The sequence below is a fragment of the Acetobacter pasteurianus subsp. pasteurianus LMG 1262 = NBRC 106471 genome, from assembly GCF_000285275.1.
Taxonomy (GTDB): domain Bacteria; phylum Pseudomonadota; class Alphaproteobacteria; order Acetobacterales; family Acetobacteraceae; genus Acetobacter; species Acetobacter pasteurianus.
This window is the reverse complement of sequence record NZ_CADO01000026.1, coordinates 53423-74501: the sequence shown is the minus strand read 5'-3', so window position 1 is coordinate 74501 and position 21079 is coordinate 53423. Positions and strand designations below refer to the sequence as shown.

Here is a 21079-nt window from a genome sequence, read left to right as displayed (position 1 = left end):
ATCCGAAATCACCCCTGTCACGCAAGCACTTCCCTTCCTGTTCCCGCCGTCATTCATCCTACAAGCGAAGCAATCCACCTGAACAGGCCAAAACCTGAAAGGTCATTGAACGTGGAGAACAGGAACAGGCCTGCAAGCAATGCAAATCCAACCTGAAAACTGATCTCTTGCACCCGCTTGGAAACCGGGCGGCCTCTTATTGCCTCTATGGCATAAAAAACCAGACGTCCACCATCAAGAAGCGGCACGGGGAAGAGATTAATCAGCCCAAGGTTAACAGAAAGCAGCGCCATAAAGGACAACAGGCTGGCAAACCCATACTGCGCCACCTGCCCGGAAAGTTGCGCAATCTTGAGCGGACCGCCCAAATCTTTGGCTGTATGCTGGCCAGAGAGAATCTGCCACACGCCATCCAGCGTTTGCACGCTGGCGTTCCACGTGGCTTCCCCCCCCGCCACAACAGCCTGCGGAAATGGCAGTGGCTTGCCCACTTCCGTGGCAAAAATAATGCCAAGCTGGCCATGCGGTTTTTGGGAAGTCGAATCCGGGGCCTTGCCGATGGTGATCGGCAACGTCACGCTCTGTTCGCCGCGTTTGACGGTCAGCGTGGTTTGTGCGCCAGCCTGCGTGGAAATGGTGGCCTGAATATCCTCCACACCCGTTACATCGTGGCTGCCGATACGCTGAATGACATCGCCCTGTTGCACGCCAGCCACAGCCGCCGCACCATTTGGCATGACGGTTGCAATCTGATCACGCACATGCGGTTGGCCCGTTGTGGCAAACAGCAGCGCAAACAGCACAAAGGCCAGAATGAAGTTAAAAATCGGCCCCGCCAGAATAACGATGGCGCGGGAGAAAACCGATTTATCGTGGAAGGTGCGGCCCTTAATCCACGCCGCCTTTTGCTCTGGCGTGGCATCTTCGGGGTCTTCAAACCCGTGGGGGCGTACGTAACCACCCAAGGGGATGGGGCAGACACGCCATTCCGTGCCAGATTTATCGCGCCAGCGGAACAAGGCCGGGCCAAACCCGAGCGAGAACACCTCCACATGCACGCCGCGCCACTTGGCCGCCAGATAGTGGCCAAGTTCGTGAAAGCTCACCAACACACCCAGCACGAAAACGAAGGAAAGCAGTGTACGCAGGTAATCGTGTATCATCATTCTTCCGATATCGGCTGGGGGCTGCGTTTTCTCAAGCCGCGTGGGCGGGAATCAGGCGCTGTGCGGCACGGCGTGCCTCGGCATCCCAATGCAGCACGGCATCCAGCGTATCTGCTGGCGGTGCGCCAAGGGCCACCATCACCTCTTCCACAATACGGGAGATATCCAAAAAGCCGATCTGTTCATGCAGGAAGGCATCAACCGCAATTTCATTGGCAGCAGAAAGGATGGCAGATGCTGCCCCACCCTTACGCAGGGCCTCACGCGCAAGGCGCAGCGCGGGAAAGCGCACTTCATCCGGCGCATAGAATTCCAGCTTGCCAAAAGCTGCCAGATCCAAACGCGGAGACGTGGTGGCCATACGCTTGGGCCATGTGAGTGTGTGGGCAATGGGGATACGCATATCGGCAGAGCCCATCTGGGCAATCAGGCTGCCATCTGTGTACTGCACCATGCCGTGCACCACAGATTGCGGATGCACCAGCACATCAATCTTGTTTTCCGGCAGGTTAAAAATACGGGCGGCCTCAATAACTTCCAGCCCCTTGTTGAACATGCTGGCAGAATCGATGCTGATTTTGGCCCCCATGCTCCATGTTGGGTGCTTGAGCGCCTGCGCACGGGTGGCCACGCGCATTTCTTCCAGCGTGGAGGTGCGGAACGGCCCACCCGATGCTGTGAGAATAATTTTTTCAACCTGATCAATCTGCCGATCGGCCATAGCCTGAAAAACAGCATTGTGCTCAGAATCCACAGGCAGCAGCGTGGCACCCGCTTCCTTTACGGCACGTAGCATCACATCACCGGCGCACACCAAGGCTTCCTTGTTGGCCAGTGCAATGCTTTTGCCGTTTTTAACCGCTGCCAGCGTAGGCTCCAGCCCCGCAGCACCCGTAATGGCAGCCATTGTCCAATCTGCCGGAAGGGCTGCGGCATCAATAACCGCCTGACGGCCACAGGCTACTTCCGTGCCGCTGCCTGCCAGCAGGGTTTTCAGTTCCTCAAACGCGCTTTCATCCGCCAGAACGGCCAGTTCTGCCTTTAAGCTGCGGGCCTGCTCTGCCAGTTTGGCAGCGTTTTTGCCCCCCACAAGCGCCCGTACCCGAAACTGGTCTCGCGCCTGCTCCAGCAGATCTACGGTTGAACAGCCAATGCTGCCTGTGCTGCCCAGAACGGTTACGGTTCTCATGCTTAACGTCTTTCCAAACCTGAAAATACAAATGGCGGCAGACCGCCCAACAGGCGGCCACACCACCTATTGGCCCTACCCCGGCAGATGGCCTGCCAGAGCCCTTAAAATGGTGCGTGCGCCCGCTGCCCAAAACGGCATGGAAGCCCCCGCACATACAGAAACCAGTGCCGCCACAGGTGCAGCCACCACCAGCCCATCAAACCGATCCAGCAGCCCACCATGCCCCGGCAGCAGCTTGCCCGAATCCTTCACGCCCAAGGCGCGCTTCATCGCGCTTTCGGCCAGATCCCCCACTTGGGCGGAAATACCCAAAATGCCACCCCACACCAGTGCGGAACCCACGCCACCTAAGCCGGAAAGTGTGGCAACAATACCGCCGGTTGCAACAGCGCCCACCAAGCCGCCAACAGCGCCGGAACGTGTTTTACCCGGAGAGATACGCGGTGCCAGTTTGGGGCCACCAAAAATACGACCTGCCACGTAGGCCGAACTATCGCTGGCCACCACAACGGCAATCACAAACAGAACGGGCCAGAAGCTGCCCTGCCGGAGCCACAGCAACGCGGTGCCTGCCAGAATGATCACGCACATAATGGCGCAAAGCGGGGCACCAAATATCCAGGAGCTGATGCAGAAAACGCTAAAATAGGCCCAATGCCCGGTAGCGGCAGAAAGCCCCGCACACACGGCCCACAGCAGATACACCACGCCGCGCCAGCTTTTAACGGAAAGCCCAAACAGGGCTGCGGCCTCTACCGCCATGCCGCCCATCATGCCCAGAATAAGGGCATCATACGCCAAGCCGCCCAAGCCGATACACGTACCAGCCACAGCTACCAGCACCGCAGCAGACATTAGCCGTGGGCGCAGATCACGCCAAGCCGAGGTATCCTGCGCGTTCGTGCTCATGCCGGGCCTTGCGGGCGGGCGCCAAAGCGCCGTTCTCGTTGGGCGTACTGGTCTAGCACCATCGCAAAATGTCGTTCGTTAAAATCGGGCCAGAACACGTTCAGGAACACCAGTTCGGCATACGCGCTCTGCCACAGTAGAAAGTTGGAAAGCCGGCATTCACCACTGGTGCGCACCACCACATCGGGGTCTGGCACGCCGCTGGTCCAGAGAAAGTTGGTGAATACGCTTTCTGTAATCTGTTCTGGCGCAATGCGGCCATCCTTGGCCTCCTGCGCCAAACGCTGCGCAGCCTGCACAATATCCAGCCGCCCACCGTAAGAGAGCGCCAGAATAAGCGTGAGCTTGCTATTGCCGCGGGTTAAGGATTCGGCCTGCGCCAGTTCTTCCCGCAAGCTGTCATCAAAACGGGCCAGATCACCAATAAAGCGTAGCCGCACGCCTTCCTTATGCAGTTCCCGCACCTTGTGGCGCAGATAATACCGCAAAAGACCGGTGAGGTCTGAAACCTCCTCCTGCCCGCGCGCCCAGTTTTCTGATGAAAACGCATAGAGCGTCAGATACGCCACACCACGCTGCATGGCTGCGCGCACGCAACGGGCCACGGCTTCCGCCCCTGCCCTGTGCCCGGCAAGGCGCGGCAGGCCGCGTTCGCGCGCCCAGCGCCCGTTTCCATCCATGATGACAGCAACATGGGTTGGAATTGCCGGTTTTTTATCAGTTAGCCGCGTGGACATAACAGGCAGGGTTCCACCCCATTAACGTGCACAAACACATCCGAAGAAGCACCAATACTGCCTCAGACCTGTTTGATTTCCTTGTCTTTATCAGCCAGCATATCATCAATTTTCTTCACATACTGGTCGGTCAGTTTCTGAATGGCGTCAGACCAGGTTTTAACATCGTCCTGGCTGATTTCACCTTTCTTTTCAAAGCCCTTGGCTTTGTCCATGCCATCACGGCGCACGCCACGCACGGCCACCTTGCCGCCTTCTGCATAACGGGCGGCAGCTTTTGCCAGCTCGTTACGGCGTTCTTCCGTCAGCTGCGGAATGGGCACACGAATGGTCTGGCCTTCACCCGCCGGGTTCAGGCCCAGACCGGAATCACGGATAGCGCGTTCTACGGCGCCAGCCAGTGCGCGGTCCCACACCTGCACGGTAATCATACGGGCTTCTGGCACAGCAATGGAGCCAACCTGTGTGAGCGGCACTTCACCGCCATAGGCTTCCACCCGCACAGGTTCCAGCAAAGCCGGGCTTGCGCGGCCAGAGCGCAGGCCGGAAAAATCACGGCGCAGGCTATCCAGCGCGCCATCCATACGGCGCTTCAGGTCATCCAGCAGAGCATTCAAGTCAGACACGGTGTTTTCTCCCGTTGCATCCTACAGCAGGGCATGGCCTTACATGCCCCGTTCAGTTTGTCGGTCATTCTGGTGGCTTATGCGTGCCAGAATGATGCGGCGCTTTTCAGGCGGCTTCGATAATCCGTGTGAAAGGTCCTTCATTGCGCATCACACGCGGGAAGGCCCCTTCCGCGCCAATATTGAAAACAATGATAGGCAGACGGTTTTCACGCGCAAGGCTAATGGCGGCGGCATCCATCACGTTTAGCTGGTTGGCCAGCACGTCCATGTATGTCAGCTCTTCATAGCGCTTGGCGGAAGGATCTTTTTTAGGGTCTGCGGAATACACGCCATCTACCTGCGTGCCTTTCAGCAGCATGTCGCATTCCATTTCCGCAGCACGCAGGGCGGCGGCTGTATCCGTGGTAAAGAACGGGTTGCCTGTGCCTGCGGCAAAAATAACCACACGCCCTTTTTCCATGTGCCGCACGGCACGGCGGCGGATATATGGCTCCGCAATGGAGGACATATGGATGGCGGACATCACCCGCGTTGCAATCTGCTCGCGCTCCAGCGCGTTTTGCAGCAACAGTGCGTTAATAACGGTGGCCAGCATACCGGCGTAATCACCCTGCGCACGGTCCATGCCCTTGGCGGCTGCCGCCAGCCCGCGGAAGATGTTGCCACCCCCCACAACAAGGCACACTTCCGTGCCGGAACGCACCACTTCGCCAATATCATGGGCAATGCGTTCTACCGTCTGCTGATCCACTCCGAAGGCGCCATTCCCCATCAGGGCTTCCCCCGACACCTTGAGCAACACGCGTTTACGGCTTGGCTTTTCGCCTACAGAAGCAGTCATTGGCCCTCGATCTTGCAGAAAGTCCCACACAGATCCCACACCGTATGCAGATACGGCGAGATCGCCCCCTCTTATCCTTCATGGCCCACGGCCACAAGCGCCCATGCGGTAGTTTATGGCACGTCGTCCAGACCAATGGCACGCAAACGCGCGCGCTCTTCATCCCATCCACCGCGTTCCTTTACGTTCAGAAACAGGTGGCAGGGGCGTTCCAGCAGGCTGGAAAGCTGCTTGCGTGCGCGTTCCCCAATCTGGCGAATTTTCTGCCCGCCATTACCGATCAGAATAGCTTTGTGCCCCGCGCGGGAAACATAGATGGTGGCATCTATGCGCACAGATCCATCTGGCCGTTCCTTATAGCTTTCGGTTTCCACCGTGGCGCTGTAGGGCACTTCCTCATGCGTTTGCATAAAAATCTGCTCACGCACCAGTTCGGCAGCCAAAAGCCGATCTGGCAGGTCTGTCAGATCATCTTCAGGGTACAGATACGGGCCTTCGGGCAGGCTTGCGGCCAGCTTGTCCAGCAGGTCTTCCACACCATTGCCGGTGCGTGCGCTTACCATGAACACATGCTCAACGGGCAGCTTTTCCGTAATGGAAGCCGTAAGCGGCAGCAGGGCTGTGGCAGGCACAAGATCGGTCTTGTTCAGCACCAGCCAGACCTTGCGCTTGGTTTCTGCCAGACGCTCGATAATGGTCTGCACCGCTTCTGTCAGCCCGCTGCGGGCATCTACCAGCAGCAGCGTGATGTCTGCATCTTCGGCACCTGTCCAGGCTGCAGCCACCATGGCGCGGTCCAGCTTGCGGCGGGGGCGGAAAATTCCCGGCGTGTCCACCAGCAAAATCTGGCTATGCCCGCGCATAAGAATGCCCAGAACCCGAAAGCGCGTGGTTTGCGCCTTGGGAGAAACGATGGACAGCTTGGCCCCAGCCATGCGGTTAAGAAGTGTTGATTTGCCTGCGTTTGGCGCCCCCACAAGGGCAGCAAAACCGCAGCGCGTGGTATCGTCAGCCATGCTGGGCTACCCCTCCAGTTTTTCTAGTAAATCAGCGGCGGCGGCACTTTCCGCAGCACGTTTGCTGCCTGCCCGGCCTTCACCAAACAGGCCACCCGCTGTAACGCGCACCACAAACAGCGGTGCGTGAGAGGGGCCATCTGCCCCTATTGTTTCATACACAGGCAGACTTTGCCCACGGCCAAGCACCCATTCCTGTAATGCGGTTTTGGGGTCCTTGGGCGGATGTGCCTGTGCATCCAGCGCAGATTTCCACCAATCCCGCACCATCTGGCGTGCAGGCTCCAGCCCGCCATCCAGAAAAACCGCACCAAGCACGGCTTCCAGCGCATCGGCCACTACGTTGGCCGCCGTTTGCACCCCAGCGCGGGCCTCATGCGCCGCAACTGTAAGAGACTGCGGCAGATCCAGCCTATCCGCAATTTCTGCCAAGGACACGCGAGAGACCAGATGCGCCAGCCGAGAACCCAGCGCCCCTTCCTGCTCGTTCGGGAAGCGCTCCAGCAGCCATTCGGCCATCAGCAGGCCCAGAACGCGGTCTCCTATAAATTCCAGCCGCTCGTTAGAGCCTGCGCCCTTGGCTTTCTGCCGCTTGCGCCCGCCTGCCTTCTGGTGCGCTGCGGAACGATGCGTAAGCGCCTCCTGCAACAGATCAGGATTAACAAAGCGATAGCCCAAGCGCACTTCCAGCTCTTCCAGCCGGAAGCGTGCGGCATCGGACATGTTGTTTGGTTTTCTCACGATACGCCCCGCAGAATACGCGCCCAGCGGATTTCAGCCGGCCAGTACCAGACCTGCCAGAACGGATGGGAAGACTGAACCGAGAAGAAAATACGCTGCGCCCGGCCTACCAGATTTTCCATGGGCACAAAGCCCAGATCCTTGGGGCCATCACCCATAAAGCGGCTATCGGCGCTGTCATCCCGGTTATCACCCATAGCAAAGAAGTAACCCGGCGGCACAACATATTCAGGCGTGTTGTTCTGCGGGCCTTCATCCGTCAGCTTAAGGATATCGTGCTTCACCACCGTGCCGTTGGCGCTGCCGGGCAGTTGCTCGGTGCAGGCTTCGCCTTCCATATCCACCTGCGTTTCATCCCGCGTGGTGTAGTTATGGGGGTTCAGGCACGGCACTTCCTGCCCGTTCAAGATCAGATGGCCGTTGGTGACCTGAATGTGGTCTCCCGGCAGGCCTACAATGCGCTTGATGTAATCAACCGATGTATCTTTGGTGTAGCGGAAAACAGCTACATCACCCCGATGCGGTTCCGCCCCAAAAACACGCCCTTCAAACAGGTTGGGTGAGAACGGGAAGGAATATTTGGAATACCCGTAGCTGAATTTGGACACCCAGATGTAATCCCCCACCTGTAGGGTTGGGATCATGGAGCCCGATGGGATCACAAAAGATTCAAACAGGAAGGTGCGCACCACTGTCACCACCAGCACCACCGTTATGATGGTGCGCAGGGAGTCCAGCACGGTATTTCCGCCCTTTTCGGGCTTGCTTGCCCCGGTGGTGGGAGGATGTTCCGGTGTGCTCATACGCTGTCTCGCCCGTTCCTGCGGTTCAGTAAAAAAGAAAAATCCGGCGGATCAAGCCGCGCAGGGCGCTGGATGTCAAGGCAGGTGTTCATGCCTTGCGGGCTGATACCAGCACCTGCGCCAGCGCGTATGGGGGCTCATCCGTCATGCTCAGCACAATATGGGGCACAGTGCCGGGGGGCATAAACTGCGCCAGTTTTTGTGCGGCCGCCCCGGTAAGCACCAATGTTGGCTGGCCGGATGGCAGGTTATGCACGCCTATCTGGCTATGCGCCACCCCTTGCGCAAAGCCGGTGCCCAATGCTTTTGCGCAGGCCTCTTTCGCGGCCCAGCGCTTGGCATAGGCCCCAATGCGTGCCTGGCCGGATCTGCTTTCTGCCTTTGCGCGTTCCTGCTGGGTGAACACGCGCTGCGTAAACCGATCTCCAAACCGTTCCAGGGCCTGAGCAATCCGCCGCATATCGCACAGATCCACTCCGGCGGAAATCAGTGTCATGATTTCACCCTGTCTGCCTGCGTAATGCCGGGAGCCGCGCGCAGGCTGGCAATAACCGAGGAGAGATGGCGCAGATCGCGCACTTCCACATCCACAAGAATTTCCGTGAAATCAAGCTGGCGATGCACGATTTTGAGGTTCACCATTGCTGCATCGGATTTGGAAATGGAGTTGGTGATGTTGGCCAGCACGGCGGCCTCGTTTTCCGCCACAATGCTGATACGGCCAACCCGCATCTGCCCGGCGCCGCCAGAGCGGGCCATGGCATCGTAATCCCAATCCACATCCAAAAAGCGCTCTGGCGTTGCGGAAAAACTTTCCAGCGTCTGGCAGGTGCGGGTGTGAATGGTCACACCGCGGCCTGTGGCCACCACGCCGACAATCCTGTCTCCCGGCAGGGGATGGCAGCAGGCAGCGTAATGCACGGCCACACCGGCACCCAGCCCCACCAGCGGCACGGCGGCATTGGAAGACCGGCGGCCAGAACCACCACCTGCCCCACGCGCACGCGGCCCTGCCGTACCCAGCACGCCCGGCAGGCCGGAAAGCATACGCGGCACACGCTGCACACGCTTGAGTTCGGGGTACGCTGTATGCACCACATCCCGCGCGGCCAGATTGCCTGCACCCACGGCCACATACAGATCTGTCAGCGAGCTTTGCTTGAGTGGCTTGAGCGTGGTTTCCAGAATCTTTTCAGAGCCGTCCACACCTTCCTGACGGAAGGCTTTAGCCAGTGCAGCACGCCCACCATCCAGCGAGACCTGACGCTGCTGCTGTGCCACATAACGGCGGATACGTGCGCGCGCCTTGCCGGTAACAACAAACCTTTCCCACGAAGGAGAAGGCGCGCCGCCACGGGCCGTCATGATTTCAACCTGATCGCCGTTTTCCAGCTCATGCCGCAAGGGCATCAGGCGACCATTGATTTTGGCCCCCACACAGGTATCACCCACATGGCTGTGCACGGCGTAAGCAAAATCTACCGGAGTAGCCCCACGTGGTAGGGAAATAAGCTGACCCTTGGGCGTGAAGCAGAAAACCTGATCCTGATACAGTTCAAGCTTGGTGTTTTCCAAAAACTCATCCGGGGCGGATGAGGCTTCCAGAATTTCCAGCAGATCCTGCACCCAGCGTGGGCGACGCAGGCCGCCATAGCCGCCCTCTTCCGTGCCGGAGCCTTCCTTATAAGCCCAGTGCGCGGCCACACCGTTTTCTGCCACATCGTGCATATCCTGCGTGCGGATCTGCACTTCAATCTTCTGGTTGCGGGGGGAGCGTAGCGTCACCCCCGTATGTAGGCTCTGGTATCCGTTGGCTTTGGGGGTGGAGATATAATCCTTAAACCGCCCGGCTATCATGGGGTAGGCCGCGTGCACGGCACCCAGCGCCATGTAGCAATCCTCCCGCGTATCCACGATCACACGGAAAGCCATGATGTCTGAAAGCTGCTCGAACGCCACATTGCGGCGCTGCATTTTCTCCCAGATGGAATAGGGAGATTTCTCGCGCCCGGAAACCTGAACATTCTTCAGCCCGGCTTCATGGCACAGGCGCAGCAGTTCACGCCGCACTTCTTCAATAACATCCGCACCCTGCCCGCGCAGATAGTTCAGGCGTGTGCGGATGGTGGCATCGGCTTCTGGCTCAAGCTGCGCGAAGGACAGGTTCTGCAACTCTGTCTTAACGCGGTCCATACCAATGCGCTCGGCCAGCGGCGCATAGATATCCAGCGTTTCACGCGCAATGCGCTGCCGCCTGTCCTGCCGCTCCACAAAATGCAGGGTGCGCATGTTGTGCAAACGGTCTGCCAGCTTGACCAGCAGAACGCGGATGTCCTTGGACATGGCGAGCACAAGCTTGCGGAAGTTTTCCGCCTGCTTGGTGCGGTCTGATTGCAGCTCCAGCCGGGTAAGTTTGGTAACGCCATCTACCAGATCGGCCACTGTGGGGCCAAACTGCGCCTTGAGCGTATCGTAGGTAACGCCGGTATCTTCTATGGTGTCGTGCAGCAAAGCAGTGCAGATGGACTGCACATCCAGCCGGAAGCGGGCCAGAATCATGGCCACGGCAAGCGGATGGGTTATGTACGGATCACCATTATCGCGCTTCTGGTTTTCGTGCGCCTTGTAGGCCACGGCAAAAGCGCGGCGAATGCTGTCTACATCCGCCTTGGGTGCGTAACTGAGCACCCGGTTAACCAGACGTTCACAGTTCAGCTCACTCCGCCCACCATTTTCTGCGGCGGGAACCGGAGCGGTGTTTTCTTCTACTGGAGCGTCCGTTTTAACAGGCTGCATGATCCCCTCCCCCGAGTCCTTAACGGAAACCGGAACCGGAGGGGAATGATCGCCGCCCGTATGCGCCACCCGAATTACCGACGTGCGCGACCGGTAAGTGCAGCTTCAATAGCCCGCACATCATCAGCAGCTTCTTCTTCTGCAGAAACTTCCTGCAAGCCAAAGATGTTCTGCTCGGTGGGAACCAGATCCTGCACTTCTTCTTCCACGGGTTCGGGCTCGGGTTCACGGGCCTGAGAACGGATCAGATCATTGCGCAGAGCGGGCAGAGAGACGGTTTCATCTGCAATTTCACGCAGAGCAACAACGGGGTTTTTATCGTTATCCCGATCAACTGTCAGCTCTTCCCCGCGGGAGATATTGCGGGCACGCTGTGCGGCATAGACCACCAGTTCAAAACGGTTCGGGACCTTTTCCACACAGTCTTCAACGGTGACGCGGGCCATTGCGGAGAGCCTCCAGACAAGTTTCAGCTTATAGATGCTTACAGGAACAGAAAGAGTATATTACCGCATCCGCCCCACCTACGAAAGAGTTTATTCCTTTGCGGGCTGTATTTCCTGCCCTGCAACGTCTTTAAGCAGGGTATCCAGCCCCTTGCCGGTTGCGGGGTCTTTCCATTCCGGCGCAACATCGTTCAGGGGGTACAGCACAAAGGCGCGCTGGGTTGCGCGGGGGTGCGGCAATATAAGTCGCTCTGTATTTAGCTGTATATTGTCTATTGAAATAATATCCAAATCAAGCGTGCGCGCTGCATTTGGCACGGAACGTACACGCCCCAACCGCGTTTCCACCCCTTGAAGCGCATCAAGCAGAGCCAGAGGCTCCAGCGTGGTGCGGCAACGCACAACCCCATTCACATAAGGAGGCTGCCCAGATGGTGGCACAGGCGCACTTTCATACCAGCGAGAAACAGCCTCAACCTCCAATTGGGGTAGGTTTTTCAAGGCCTGCACGGCTTGTTCACACGTCTGGCGCGCGCTTAATCGCAAATGCGGAAGATTCGCACCTATCGCTATCAGCACTGATCTGGTATTATTTTCCGGCATCGTTATAAACTCGTTCCACGCAGACAATTCTGCCACATTTGATGGATATCGTTATCTGATGATCTTACCATTCTTTCTAGCAAAACCGAAAAGACCTCAGACCATTTCATAATAATGCCCAAAACAGCACCCCAAAGTATTTAGAGGAAACCTACTATGAACCTTCAGAAAACCGAAAAGACCTGCCTTTTCATTGATGGCTCCAGCCTTTATTCTACATCCCGCAGCCTTGGTTTTGATGTAGACTACAAAAAGCTGTTGGATTTCTTTGCAGCAAAAACACACATCATCCGCGCTTATTATTACGCCGCCATTCTGGATACGGAAGATTACTCTCCGCTTAAGCCCCTTACGGACTGGCTTTCCTATAACGGGTATTTTCTTGTCACCAAACCTGCGCGCGAATTTACCGATTCCACCGGCAAGCGCCGCGTAAAAGGCAATATGGACATAGAAATTGCCGTGGACATGATGGAAATGGCCCCGCATATCGACCACGCCATTCTGTTCAGCGGCGATTCCGATTTCCGCCGCGTGGTGGAAGCCGTGCAGCGGCAGGGCACGCGGGTTTCCGTTGTTTCCTCCATGCGCTCCACCCCGCCGTTGATTGGGGATGATTTGCGCAGGCAGGCTGACCAGTTTCTGGAACTTTCCGCTCTGGCTGGCAACTTTACCCGCAGGCAAACAGAAAACCCCCGCCCCGTGCGCACCAATGCCCCACCCGTGCGCCACCCGGCAGACCAGATGAGCGAACCGGATGAAGATGATCCGCTAAGCTAAGCGCTCTACGCAAATGCCACCTTCTAACAGAGGGTGGCATTTTTTTTCATCTGCGTGCAAAACTCTCAAGTTGTCTTGCCGTTATTTAACCGTCACCATTGTTGAAGCCCTTTTGTTACAAGGGTGAACCGACATAGTAATTTGCCGGAGTTTTTATATGCCCTCATGTTCTGAAGCCAGAAGCAGCCTTCTTTCCCTGCTGCGTGGCGTTGAGCACTTCAACACCGAAATTTTCCCTGCCAAGAAAGAACTGTTTGCCAGCCTGGCAAAAGGGCAAGCACCAGAAGCTCTGTTTATTGCATGTGCAGATAGCCGCATTAACCCTAACCTGATTACCCAGACAGGGCCGGGTGATTTGTTTATTCTGCGCAACATTGGCAACCTTGTACCCGCATATGGTGAAATGCTGGGTGGTGTGTCCTCCGCAGTGGAATATGCTGTTCTGGGCCTTGGGGTTTCCACCATTATTGTGTGCGGCCATTCTGATTGCGGTGCCATGAAGGCTCTGCTGGAACCAGAAAAGAACGGGCTGGATAAAATGCCAACCGTGCGCAAATGGCTGCGTAATGCAGAAGCCGCCCGCGCGGCCACACTGCACACCTTTACAGGCGAAGATGTTGGCCCCGCCACCGTGCGCTCTGTTGCAGAACAGAACGTGCTGTTGCAGTTGGCGCATTTGCGTACGCACCCTGCCGTGGCCGCTGGTCTGGCAAAGGGTACGCTGTTCCTGCAAGGGTGGTTTTATGATATCGGCACCGGTGAAATTACGGTGCTGGATGAACAAACACGTAAAAGCCTGCCCATTAAAACTGTTATTACACAGATGGAAGAAAAAGCCGCCTAAAGGCCCTTCGTTCTTCTTTTCTGCACTTGTTCTGGCTGCGTGTTGCCTGAGTTTTACTTCGGCAACCGCAGCAGACACACTTAAACTCAGCACATGGAATTTAGACTGGCTGCTTGATCCGGTACACCCCGGTTACGCACAGGCGCCGCCAGATATTCCCCATCGCACATCTGCCGATATTTCCAGCCTTGCCAGCTATGCCGCCCATTTGCACGGCGATGTTGTGGCCTTGCAGGAAGTAGAAAGCCCTGCCGGTGCCGGGCAGCTTTTTCCATTAGCGCGTTATCACCTTGCCATCAGCCAAGACCATATATTGCAGCATACGGCGCTGGCTGTGCGGGCAGATATTCCGTTTGAACAAAACCCGGATGTTACGGCGCTGGATGCCTACGCAACAGCCCCGGCCACGCACCATCACTTACGCAGTGGGCTGGATATTACGCTGCACCAGAACGGGCAGGCCCTGCGCATTCTGGTTGTGCATCTTAAAGCCGGATGCCCAGATAACCTGCTCCATGCTTCCCGCCCTGCCTGCACAACGCTTTGGCAGCAATTTGCCGCGCTGGATGATTGGGTGGCCGACCGCACCCAACACCATGAAGCCTTCGCCATTATGGGAGATTTTAACCGCCACCTTACGGTGCATGATCCGCTGTTTCTTACGCTGTTACGTATTGCACCGCTGGATCTGGCAACCGCTGGCATGGCAAGCCCATGCCAAGGTGGCAGCTATTTTATAGACCACATTATTCTGGGTGGAGCCGCACGGGCATGGAAAGTCCCTAACTCCTTGCGCGTGATACCTTTGGCGGAGGAAACCGGGCAAAACCTTTCCGATCACTGCCCCGTTTCCATCTCACTACGTTTACCATCCACCAAAAAACAGCCACAGCCTTAGCGCACCCCAAAACAAAAAAAGCTGCCGCACCCAAAGGATGCAGCAGCCTTATTTTGCAAGCTATGCGCCTGAGATATTACATGCGGCCAGCAGGTGCACCGGAACGGCCACCGCTGCGAGCACCACCACCGGAACGGCGCGGGCCACCACGACCACCACCGGGAGCACCCCCACGAGGTGCGCCACCACGTGGAGCACCACCGCCGCGCGGGCCACCACGGCCACGGCCACCGCCACCCAGAACAGGCGGACGCATGGTGGAAGCTTCGGCCTCAGCCGAGTGCCACGGATGATCCCGAACCACCGGCACAGTCTTGCCAATGGTGCGTTCAATATCACGCAGCCAAGCCCGCTGTTCTGCATCGCAGAAGGAAACAGCCCAGCCATCACGCCCCGCACGTGCTGTACGACCAATGCGGTGCACGTAGCTTTCCGGCACGTTTGGCAGATCGTAATTGAACACGTGGCTTACGTCGTCCACATCAATACCGCGGGCAGCAATATCTGTTGCCACCAGCACCTTAACGGAACCGGAGCGGAAGCCCTTCATGGCTCGCTCACGCGCACCCTGAGACTTGTTGCCGTGAATGGCTTCTGCCACCACGTTGTTCTTGTTCAGAAATTCCGCAACCTTGTTGGCTTCATGCTTCATGAGCGTGAACACCACAGCGCGGGAAACCTTGGGAGATTCCACCATGTTCAGCAACGCATCGCGCTTATCGCCCGCGCCATTTACGAACATGACAGCCTGCTGAATACGATCCACCGTGCTGGAAGGCGGTGCCACTTCAACGCGTGCCGGATCATTCAGCAAGGATGCTGCCAGATCTTCAATGCTGCGCGGCATGGTGGCAGAGAACAGAAGCGTCTGACGCTGCTCTGGCACAAAGGTCATGATGCGGCGGATATCGCGCACAAAACCCATGTCCAGCATGCGGTCGGCTTCGTCCAGCACCAGAATTTCCAGACCGGACAGGTCAATAAAGCCCTGACCCATCAGATCAAGCAGACGGCCCGGTGCAGCCACAAGCACATCTACACCACGGCGCATGGCTTCAACCTGCCTGCCCTGGCCTACACCGCCGAACACAACGGCCTGCGTAAACTTCATGTGGCGTGCGTAAGCCTTAAAGCTATCGCTAATCTGGGCCACAAGCTCACGCGTGGGGGCCAGCACCAGAACACGCGGCTGCTTGGGCGTGTTTGCGCGGGGGTTTTTGATCAGATGTTCCAGAATAGGCAGCGCAAAAGATGCGGTTTTGCCTGTGCCTGTCTGGGCCAGACCCAGCAGATCACGCCCCTGCAACAGATAGGGGATGGAACGTTCCTGAATAGGAGTGGGTGTATCATAACCCTGCTCTGCCAGTGCCTTCAGCAGTGGTGGAGCAAGTGCTAGATCGGAAAATTTGGTCATCAGGGCCAACCTTATTTGTGCAGCCTGAAAACGAGATCGAGAGACCGCACCCTTTTCAGTTATGCACTGTATGTTTTGTGGCGCACACGGAACATTTTTGCACCGGTTTTTAGCTGAGCACCCACAAATTTTTGAACACATCAAGATCCGATAAGGAAGTTTTCAAACTGAGTTCGTTCCTCACAAACCTTGTAAAAGTGTATATAAGGGGACTTCCCAAACCCCGCAAGGCTTCCGTACCATATTAGTCCTAAAATGATGTTCGTGTAATGTTGAGGAATTTTTAGAAATCGGGGTAAAAATCGTTATAACATTGTCGGTTTTAAACGGTTTATGCTGATATCTTAAAGGTCTTTTTAAAATATTGCCATTTAGAGCATTCAGCGGATCATTCACGCAAATGGCATAAATCTAACATAATTTTTAGGCAACTTATTGGCGCACAGCCTTCACCCCTTAGCCATTTCGGCGCCGGAGCAGGAAAAGTGCTTGCTCCCCAAACAGATTGGCCAGCCGGATAGAGCGCCGCCACGGGGCACGTTCGCCCTCCTCATCCACGGCCATCCATTGCTCTACAATGTAGCCATCCTGTTTACACAACTCCAGAAAGTCTCGGATTGTACAGGGGTGAATGTTCGGGGTTTCATACCACGGTGTGTGCCAGACGGATGTCATGGGCATACGGCCACTGAGCAGCAGCTTGAGCCGAAGTTCCCAATGTCCAAAATTGGGGAATGAGACAATGGCATGCCGCCCAATACGCAGCATTTGCCGCAGCACCTCCCGCGGGCGGGCCACTGCCTGCAAGGTGCGTTGCAGCACCACGTAATCAAACGCATGGTGCGGATAATGCGCCAGATCGTGGTCTGCATCACCATGCACCACAGGCAGGCCATGTGCGACAGACTTGGTAACAAGCTCCATATTCAGCTCAATACCGCGCGCATCACACCCACGGTAACGGAACAGATGGTCAATAAGCGTGCCATCTCCGCTGCCAATATCCAGCACGCGGGTGCCGGGGGCTATCATTTCGGCAATCAGCCGCTGGTCAAGACGCATCAGGCAAGCCCCGCATGTTCGGCCACACCACACAAAAAGCCACGCACCGTGCGGTCAAAATCCGGTTCTTCCAGCAAGAAAGCATCGTGCCCTTTGTCTGTCTCGATTTCTACAAACGAGACATTGGCCGCAGCCCGGTTGAGCGCACGCACCAATGTGCGGGCCGCCGATGTGGGGAACAACCAGTCGGACGAGAACGACACCACACAAAACCGCACTGGCGTACCGGCAAAAGCGTGTGTGAGTTCCCCATCATGATCTGCGGCAATATCAAACCAATCCATCGCGCGGGTGATGGTGAGGTAGGAGTTGGCATCAAACCGGCGTACAAAGGTGGAGCCCTGATAACGCAGGTAAGATTCCACCTCGAAAATATCGCTGAACATGGAAACAGGGCCTTCTGGCCCCTGCCCGCCAACAGGCCCGCGCCGCATACGGCGACCGAATTTGCGCGTTAAGGCTTCTTCCGAAAGGTAGGTGATATGGCCCATCATACGGGCCACAGCCAAACCACGGGCAGGCACAACATCATCCGCCCAATAGCGGCCACCGCGCCAGTCCGGGTCTGCAATAATGGCCTGCCGCCCGACCTCGTTAAACGCAATGTTCTGGGCGGAATGGAAAGGTGCCGTGGCAATGGGCATGGCAGCCAGCATCATCTGCGGGTAGGTAACTGTCCATTCCAGCACCTGCATGCCACCCATGGAACCACCGATAACGGCAAACAGCTTTTCTATACCCAGTGCCTGCACAAGCTTGTGCTGCGCGCGCACCATATCCCGAATGGTAATGGGCGGAAACGCCGTGCCCCAAAGCTCTACGCCATCACCTTCCCCATCCGTGCGGGTGGAGCGTGGGCCGGTGCTGCCCATACACCCCCCCAAAACATTGGAGCAGATAACAAAAAACCTGTTGGTATCAATGGGCTTTCCCGGCCCTACCATGCGGCTCCACCAGCCGGGCTTGCCCGTAAGCGGGTGTTCCTCTGCCACGTACTGGTCCCCCGTAAAGGCGTGGCAGATCAGTATGGCGTTATCCCGCTTTTCTGAAAGCGTGCCATAGGTGCGGTAGGCAATATCAACAGGGGCAAGCGTAACGCCGCAATCCAGCCCCAGCCCTTCGGCAAACCGGACATGCTGCTGTTCACCAATGGCCAAGGGTGTTGTGCTGTTCATAAAAACGCCGAATGCTCCAAACAATCCTCTCCGGCATACGGACGTTTACAGGACAAGGCAAGTCCGGTTTCCAACGGCCCTGCCCTGTTACGCCCGATGTGCTGGAAAGTTCCGCCCGGTCCTGTTTCAGTGTTCCATTTTAAGCGCGGCCAGGAAGGCGCTTTGCGGAATTTCCACCTTACCAAACTGCCGCATGCGCTTTTTACCTTCCTTCTGTTTTTCCAGAAGTTTGCGCTTACGGGAGATATCACCACCATAACACTTGGCCGTTACATCCTTGGAGAGTGCGCCAATGGTTTCACGCGCAATCACCTTGCTGCCAATGGCGGCCTGAATGGCGATCTTGAACAACTGGCGGGGGATAAGATCCTTCAAGCGCGCGCAAATGGAACGCCCGCGAGATTCCGCCGCCGTGCGGTGCGCAATGAAGGACAGCGCATCCACTGGTTCCTGATTGACCAGAATGGAAATACGCACGAGGTCACTCTCCTCATACCCATCCATCTGATAATCGAAGCTGGCATACCCGCGGGTGAGAGATTTCAGGCGGTCATAGAAATCAAACACCACTTCGTTCAGCGGCAGGCGGTACACAGCCATGGCACGGCTGCCCACATAGGTCAGATCCACCTGCACGCCGCGCCGCTCTGTGCACAGTGTCAGCACCGCGCCCAGATATTCATCCGGCACCATGATGGTGGCTTTAATCCACGGTTCCTCAATGGTTTCAATCAGGGAGGAATCGGGCATGTCCGCCGGGTTGTGCAGTTCCTCACGCTCACCATTGGTGCGAGTGATTTTGTACACAACGGAAGGTGCGGTTGCGATCAGATCCAGATCGAACTCGCGCGAGAGACGTTCCTGAATAATTTCCAGATGCAGCAGACCGAGGAAGCCACAACGGAAACCAAAGCCAAGGGCTGCGGAGGTTTCGGCCTCATAGTGGAAGGAGGCATCGTTCAGGCGCAGCTTGGCAAGGCTGTCACGCAGTTTTTCAAAGTCATCGGCCACAACGGGGTACAGGCCACACCACACCACGGGGATGGAGGGTTTGAACCCGGGCAGCGGCTTTTCTGCCGGGCGGCGATCATCCGTAATGGTGTCACCCACATTACAGTCCGCCACGGTTTTGATAGCCGCGTTAATAAAGCCCATTTCACCCGGGCCAAGGCTTTCAACGCTGGTCATGCGTGGGGCAAACACACCCACCTGATCCACCTGATGCACCGCGCCGGAGGACATCATGCGCACCTTCATGCCGCGCTTGAGCCGCCCTTCCTTAATACGCACCAGCACGATCACACCCAAATACGGGTCGTACCAGCTATCAATCAGCATGGCCTGCAGGGGCTTTTCCGCATCACCCGTTGGGGGTGGCAGGCGGGTCACCACAGCTTCCAGCACACCTTCAATATTCAGGCCGGTTTTGGCGGAAATTTCCACCGCATCATCGGCCGGAATGCCAATAACTTCTTCAATCTGAGCCTTTACGCGCTTGGGTTCTGCGGCTGGCAGATCCACCTTGTTGAGCACGGGCACAATTTCATGGTTGGCATCAATGGCCTGATACACGTTGGCCAGTGTTTGCGCTTCCACCCCCTGAGAGGCATCCACCACCAGCAGAGAACCCTCACACGCCGCCAGAGACCGGCTGACTTCGTAAGCGAAGTCCACGTGTCCGGGGGTGTCCATCAGGTTCAGCACATAGGTGTTGCCATCCTTGGCCGGATAGGTCAGCCGGACGGTTTGCGCCTTAATGGTAATGCCACGCTCACGCTCCAGATCCATGTTGTCCAGAACCTGATTGGTCATTTCACGCGCGGTCAGGGCACCGCACGCCTGAATCAGGCGGTCAGCCAGAGTGGATTTTCCATGATCGATATGTGCGATGATGGAAAAATTGCGGATGAGCGAAAGGGGTGTATCGGTCATGCTGCTCCTTTAAGCGAAACGGAAAGAAAAGTCAGCCGCTTCCGCACGGGCTTGGGCCATTATCAGGTAAATTTTTTCCCTATTGCGCACACTGCCGCATTTGGCACCAGTCCGCAGCCTGTTTTTTAGCCCGATATCAGCACAATACGGTGCAGCCATACGCCTGCCGCCGCCTGCGGCACAGGTTGCAGGGCGCTGCGCCCAAAGGGCTGAATGGCCAGCACGGGTTTTTCCTGCAAAATACCTACCACGGGGGCTTGGCCCGGGCGTATCAGCACCACGCGGTCTGCCCCACGCGGGTGCAATGCGGGGTGCACCACCAAGGAACACCCTAGCCGCAAGATGGGTTCCATACCTTCCGTATCCACCCGCAACATATAGGCCGAAGATGACGGCAGGCTGAAAAATGTTTCTTCCTGCTCCCACAGCCCTCCGGCGGGCAGACCTGCCCAGTCCAGCACCCCTTCCTGATTCAGCCAGGAAAGCGGCAGGCTGCGCATAAAACATGGTACCGGAGCTTCCGCCTCGTCTGGTTGTTCATACCCCCAGATATGGCCCTCAAACTGCGCAAGGGAAACACGCAGCACATCCAACGCACGCAGCAGGCTTGGCAGCGCAGGCCAGCGCCACACACCCTGACCGGTATGGCGGCGCGAGGGATTAAAAGTAGTGGCATCCAGCCCCGCTGCCCGCGCCAAGCCAGAAGGCGTAAGCCCCCGCTCCTGCGCCAGTGTGTCCAGCGCGTGCCATATACGCTCTGCCGGTATCATGATTTTTTGGTGTGGAGTTCTTCCTGCTTCAGCACTTCGCTGGCGTGGCGGGCCGTGCCTTCATCCGTAATAAAAAAACGCCCCTGCCCGTTCTGCCGCGCAAGGCCCTTACCTGCCAGACGTGTCAGGCAGGGGTCATCCTTCATGCCCGTTGGGCGGCCAACCTCACCGGCAAGGCAAAGCCTGTGCAGGGCGGCGCGGCAACATGTTTCTAGGTAGGGTTCGTTCCACATCAATGCAGGATCACGCATCCCGCACGCGGCGGCAAGAGGATGTTTTCACACACGGCACTTCTCCCAAACGCAAAGCGGGCACACGCATGATA

22 protein-coding genes are annotated in these 21079 nt (G+C 57.1%); 3 read left to right on the top strand and 19 right to left on the bottom strand.

Features of this window, described 5'->3' with window-relative positions; all coding sequences use genetic code 11:
- Nucleotides 1-53: 53 nt before the first annotated feature.
- The 13 genes from rseP to folK all read right to left on the bottom strand — a co-directional run bounded on the left by rseP (nucleotide 54) and on the right by folK (nucleotide 11879).
- Nucleotides 54-1166 (bottom strand): RIP metalloprotease RseP, encoded by a 1113-nt coding sequence (gene rseP, locus APA10_RS06715; protein WP_080587125.1) that lies wholly within the window; start codon nucleotides 1164-1166, stop codon nucleotides 54-56.
- A 31-nt stretch (nucleotides 1167-1197) separates the two neighbouring features.
- A complete protein-coding gene (gene dxr / locus APA10_RS06710) occupies nucleotides 1198-2355 on the bottom strand; it encodes a 1-deoxy-D-xylulose-5-phosphate reductoisomerase (RefSeq protein ID WP_035365715.1) in 1158 nt (385 codons plus the stop codon).
- A gap of 75 nt (nucleotides 2356-2430) precedes the next feature.
- Entirely contained in the window at nucleotides 2431-3267 is an 837-nt protein-coding gene (locus tag APA10_RS06705) for a phosphatidate cytidylyltransferase (RefSeq protein ID WP_003629092.1), read from the bottom strand.
- Nucleotides 3264-4004, bottom strand: coding sequence for a polyprenyl diphosphate synthase (gene uppS, locus APA10_RS06700; RefSeq protein WP_003629090.1), 741 nt, complete (start codon nucleotides 4002-4004; stop codon nucleotides 3264-3266). Before uppS ends, APA10_RS06705 begins: the two co-directional genes overlap by 4 nt.
- 62 nt (nucleotides 4005-4066) lie before the next feature.
- Nucleotides 4067-4588, bottom strand: a complete 522-nt coding sequence (gene frr, locus APA10_RS06695) for a ribosome recycling factor (RefSeq protein WP_044583078.1) — start codon at nucleotides 4586-4588, stop codon at nucleotides 4067-4069.
- A gap of 148 nt (nucleotides 4589-4736) precedes the next feature.
- Nucleotides 4737-5474, bottom strand: coding sequence for a UMP kinase (gene pyrH / locus APA10_RS06690; RefSeq protein ID WP_003622547.1), 738 nt, complete (start codon nucleotides 5472-5474; stop codon nucleotides 4737-4739).
- Nucleotides 5475-5587: 113 nt separating this feature from the next.
- The gene (era, locus tag APA10_RS06685) at nucleotides 5588-6490 is read right to left on the bottom strand and encodes a GTPase Era (protein WP_003622545.1); all 903 of its coding nucleotides are present in this window, start codon (nucleotides 6488-6490) and stop codon (nucleotides 5588-5590) included.
- A 6-nt stretch (nucleotides 6491-6496) separates the two neighbouring features.
- Nucleotides 6497-7213, bottom strand: a complete 717-nt coding sequence (gene rnc / locus APA10_RS06680; protein ID WP_003622542.1) for a ribonuclease III — start codon at nucleotides 7211-7213, stop codon at nucleotides 6497-6499.
- A gap of 14 nt (nucleotides 7214-7227) precedes the next feature.
- Nucleotides 7228-8034 carry a signal peptidase I gene (gene lepB, locus APA10_RS06675; RefSeq protein WP_003622540.1) on the bottom strand — a complete coding sequence of 269 codons (807 nt, stop codon included), beginning with the start codon at nucleotides 8032-8034 and terminating at the stop codon, nucleotides 7228-7230.
- Between the two features lie 88 nt (nucleotides 8035-8122).
- Complete coding sequence (gene acpS / locus APA10_RS06670; protein ID WP_003629088.1) at nucleotides 8123-8530, bottom strand: holo-ACP synthase; 408 nt, start codon at nucleotides 8528-8530, stop codon at nucleotides 8123-8125.
- A complete protein-coding gene (locus tag APA10_RS06665; protein WP_035365713.1) occupies nucleotides 8527-10899 on the bottom strand; it encodes a RelA/SpoT family protein in 2373 nt (790 codons plus the stop codon). The genes acpS and APA10_RS06665 overlap by 4 nt, the downstream gene beginning before the upstream one ends.
- A gap of 5 nt (nucleotides 10900-10904) precedes the next feature.
- Nucleotides 10905-11276, bottom strand: coding sequence for a DNA-directed RNA polymerase subunit omega (gene rpoZ / locus APA10_RS06660; RefSeq protein WP_003622533.1), 372 nt, complete (start codon nucleotides 11274-11276; stop codon nucleotides 10905-10907).
- A 90-nt stretch (nucleotides 11277-11366) separates the two neighbouring features.
- Nucleotides 11367-11879 (bottom strand): 2-amino-4-hydroxy-6-hydroxymethyldihydropteridine diphosphokinase, encoded by a 513-nt coding sequence (gene folK / locus APA10_RS06655; protein ID WP_003629086.1) that lies wholly within the window; start codon nucleotides 11877-11879, stop codon nucleotides 11367-11369.
- Nucleotides 11880-12035: 156 nt separating this feature from the next.
- Here folK and APA10_RS06650 point away from each other — a divergent pair, with 156 nt between their 5' ends.
- From APA10_RS06650 to APA10_RS06640, 3 genes are all read left to right on the top strand, one after another.
- The gene (locus APA10_RS06650) at nucleotides 12036-12659 is read left to right on the top strand and encodes a LabA-like NYN domain-containing protein (RefSeq protein WP_003622527.1); all 624 of its coding nucleotides are present in this window, start codon (nucleotides 12036-12038) and stop codon (nucleotides 12657-12659) included.
- A 157-nt stretch (nucleotides 12660-12816) separates the two neighbouring features.
- Nucleotides 12817-13503 carry a carbonic anhydrase gene (locus APA10_RS06645; RefSeq protein WP_003622524.1) on the top strand — a complete coding sequence of 229 codons (687 nt, stop codon included), beginning with the start codon at nucleotides 12817-12819 and terminating at the stop codon, nucleotides 13501-13503.
- A complete protein-coding gene (locus APA10_RS06640) occupies nucleotides 13436-14401 on the top strand; it encodes an exonuclease/endonuclease/phosphatase family protein (RefSeq protein WP_080587124.1) in 966 nt (321 codons plus the stop codon). Before APA10_RS06645 ends, APA10_RS06640 begins: the two co-directional genes overlap by 68 nt.
- 76 nt (nucleotides 14402-14477) lie before the next feature.
- Here APA10_RS06640 and APA10_RS06635 read toward each other — a convergent pair whose 3' ends face one another.
- The 6 genes from APA10_RS06635 to APA10_RS06610 all read right to left on the bottom strand — a co-directional run bounded on the left by APA10_RS06635 (nucleotide 14478) and on the right by APA10_RS06610 (nucleotide 21005).
- Complete coding sequence (locus APA10_RS06635; RefSeq protein ID WP_003622519.1) at nucleotides 14478-15815, bottom strand: DEAD/DEAH box helicase; 1338 nt, start codon at nucleotides 15813-15815, stop codon at nucleotides 14478-14480.
- Nucleotides 15816-16271: 456 nt separating this feature from the next.
- A complete protein-coding gene (gene metW, locus APA10_RS06630) occupies nucleotides 16272-16877 on the bottom strand; it encodes a methionine biosynthesis protein MetW (protein ID WP_003622517.1) in 606 nt (201 codons plus the stop codon).
- Complete coding sequence (metX, locus tag APA10_RS06625) at nucleotides 16877-18052, bottom strand: homoserine O-acetyltransferase MetX (RefSeq protein WP_003622514.1); 1176 nt, start codon at nucleotides 18050-18052, stop codon at nucleotides 16877-16879. The genes metW and metX overlap by 1 nt, the downstream gene beginning before the upstream one ends.
- A 126-nt stretch (nucleotides 18053-18178) precedes the next feature.
- Nucleotides 18179-19984, bottom strand: coding sequence for a translation elongation factor 4 (gene lepA / locus APA10_RS06620; protein WP_003629084.1), 1806 nt, complete (start codon nucleotides 19982-19984; stop codon nucleotides 18179-18181).
- Nucleotides 19985-20109: 125 nt separating this feature from the next.
- Nucleotides 20110-20754, bottom strand: coding sequence for a S24/S26 family peptidase (locus tag APA10_RS06615; protein WP_003629083.1), 645 nt, complete (start codon nucleotides 20752-20754; stop codon nucleotides 20110-20112).
- Complete coding sequence (locus APA10_RS06610; protein ID WP_080587123.1) at nucleotides 20751-21005, bottom strand: hypothetical protein; 255 nt, start codon at nucleotides 21003-21005, stop codon at nucleotides 20751-20753. The genes APA10_RS06615 and APA10_RS06610 overlap by 4 nt, the downstream gene beginning before the upstream one ends.
- Between the last annotated feature and the right edge of the window lie 74 nt (nucleotides 21006-21079).